Origin of the sequence: Pseudoalteromonas mucoides (genome assembly GCF_049257175.1) — a bacterium.
GTDB lineage: Bacteria > Pseudomonadota > Gammaproteobacteria > Enterobacterales > Alteromonadaceae > Pseudoalteromonas.
Genome location: NZ_JBMMUC010000039.1, coordinates 1 through 1,178, shown reverse-complemented (window position 1 = coordinate 1,178; position 1,178 = coordinate 1). Strand labels below are relative to the sequence as shown.

The window sequence follows — 1,178 nt, the reverse complement described above, 5'->3', positions numbered from 1 at the left end:
CATGGTCCATTTCTCAGTGGCGTTTAATATGCCAGCATAAAGTAATTTCAACAAGCTGTTTTCGTTTGGAAAAGCGCCTTTCGTCTTCGTTAATTTTCTAAATTGGCGATGTACAGCCTCAACTGCATTCGTCGTATAAATTACCTTGCGAATATGCTCTGGATACTTGAAGTATGCCGATAAATTATGCCATTTATTGCGCCAGGAATTAATCACAAGCGGGTAAGAACTACCCCATTTGGCCTCAAGTTCATCAAGCGCTAACTCAGCAGCCTCTTTTGTTGCTGCACGATATACTGGCTTTAAGTCAGCCATGAACGCCTTTTGATTTTTAGAGGCAACATACTTCATTGAATTTCGTATCTGATGAACAATACATAATTGAACTTCTGTCTCTGGAAAAATAGCTGCAATGGCTTCAGGAAAGCCTGTTAGCCCGTCAACACATGCGATTAGTATATCTTTAACGCCTCGATTATTTAAATCAGTAAGAACCGACAGCCAGTAGTTAGCGCCTTCATTTTCAGATAAATGCAAGCCAAGTATTTCTTTTTTGCCATGAACATTTAGCCCTAATAACGTATAAACAGCTTTACTAATATAGCGGCCATTTTCTTTGACCTTGTAATGAATAGCATCAAGCCAAACAATCGGATAGTGACTATCAAGTGGCCGTTGTTGCCATGCTTTGAGCTCCGGTATAAGTTTATCGGTAATAGCACTTATCGTACCTGTGGCAACGTTCATGCCGTACATATCTTCAATGTGTTTATTGATGTCTCGATAACTCATGCCCATACTGAACATAGATAGGATTTTTGAGTCTATTTCATCACTAAGCGTGGTTTGATTTTTTTTGACGAGTTGAGGCTCAAAGCTACCGCTTCGATCTCTTGGAGTATCTAGCTCAAAATTGCCAACCGATGACTTAACGGTTTTAGTGCTAGAGCCATTTCTACGGTTGGGCTCCTGCTCATTAGCAAGATGCTGTTCAAGCTCAGCCTGAAGTGCTGACTCAGTTAGCTGTTTGATAAGTGATGTGAGCACACCATCTTTACCATTAAGTTTTTTACCTGCTTGAAGTGCCTTAACTGCATCTTCGAAGTTGAATTGATTTGTCATGTGTCATTCCTGTTTTTATCAGTTTACTGAAATGACACAGATTTTTGAACACTACC

The 1,178-nt window shown here is 39.9% G+C and carries 1 protein-coding gene; it reads right to left on the bottom strand.

The genetic code is table 11. From position 1 onward, the window contains the following. Positions 1-1,122: IS256 family transposase (locus tag AAEU30_RS21450; protein WP_421962293.1), on the bottom strand; the 1,122-nt coding region annotated here is incomplete at its 3' end. Positions 1,123-1,178: the final 56 nt, after the last annotated feature.